Here is a 1049-nt window from a genome sequence, read left to right as displayed (position 1 = left end):
AAGTATCGTTTCCTGCTCCGCCTGATAAAAGGTCATTCCCTTTACCACCCGATAAGATATCATTACCTTTACTTCCTAAAATGATATCATCTTTATCTGTGCCAATCATATATAGATGGTTATTTAATACTTCATCCCACGTTAATTTTGTACCATCCGCAAAAATGAACTCTTCAATAACATTATTTGTATTAATGCTTGCTCTTGCTGACGTTGCATCAGAAAAGATATTCTTAAAGGTTATACTACTGTTGCCTCCAATTAATGTTGCAATTATATCAGTACCTTGACGTGAAAAAATAATATCTTCAGCACTAATATTATTCATAAATAATAGCTTATCAATCCCTGATGAGTCGCTAATTAATTCATGACCAGATCGACCAAATACATAAAAGTTATTACCCGTTAATGTATTTTCACCCAAACTATTTTTAATCGACTGATAATATTCATTAGAACTACTGTATGTCAAATAACCATCAATAATTTCTTTCAGTAAAAGTTTTTTTGTCGGATCAGTTATCTGATTAAGATGATGCTCTAACCCTGAAAAATCAATCACAACATTTCCATTATTAATATCTATTTTTAATAATTTAAATGCATCTTTAAATTCTGTTTGTGCTAAAAGGTTAGCTGTAACATAATGTTTGAATTTATTATATTCTCCCATTAATAAATTAGCAGCAATTGTACCTGCTGGAGGAGCATTATCTCCATAATAAACATTAGTATATTTTTCCCCCGTAATGATTTCCAATACGGTTAACTTTCTAGCATCTATATTACCTCGACTATTCGGGTCAACCTGAGTTACATTAGCCCAAGTAAAAATAATATCGTCAATAATCTGTAGAATGTCAGTTGTTATAGGATTAGCAATAAATTTATCGAGTAAATTTCTTAATTGTACATTTTGGCTTAATGCAAGAGATAAGTTAACAAGATTGCCAAATCCTCGAATAGCAGGATACTTTCCAACCTCATTAATATAGTGTTCTTTGCCAGCATAAATCGTGTTTGCTTGATTTGTTTCAAACCAAACG

General features: G+C 31.1%; 1 protein-coding gene. It reads right to left on the bottom strand.

What is annotated here, in order from left to right; genetic code table 11:
* Positions 1-1049, bottom strand: a 1049-nt coding sequence (locus A9G30_RS04565) for a calcium-binding protein (RefSeq protein WP_218057721.1), incomplete at both ends; no start/stop codon positions are given.

Origin of the sequence: Gilliamella sp. Fer4-1, assembly GCF_001690515.1 — a bacterium.
GTDB lineage: Bacteria > Pseudomonadota > Gammaproteobacteria > Enterobacterales > Orbaceae > Gilliamella > Gilliamella apicola_C.
This window is presented reverse-complemented; position numbering and strand designations above follow the sequence as displayed.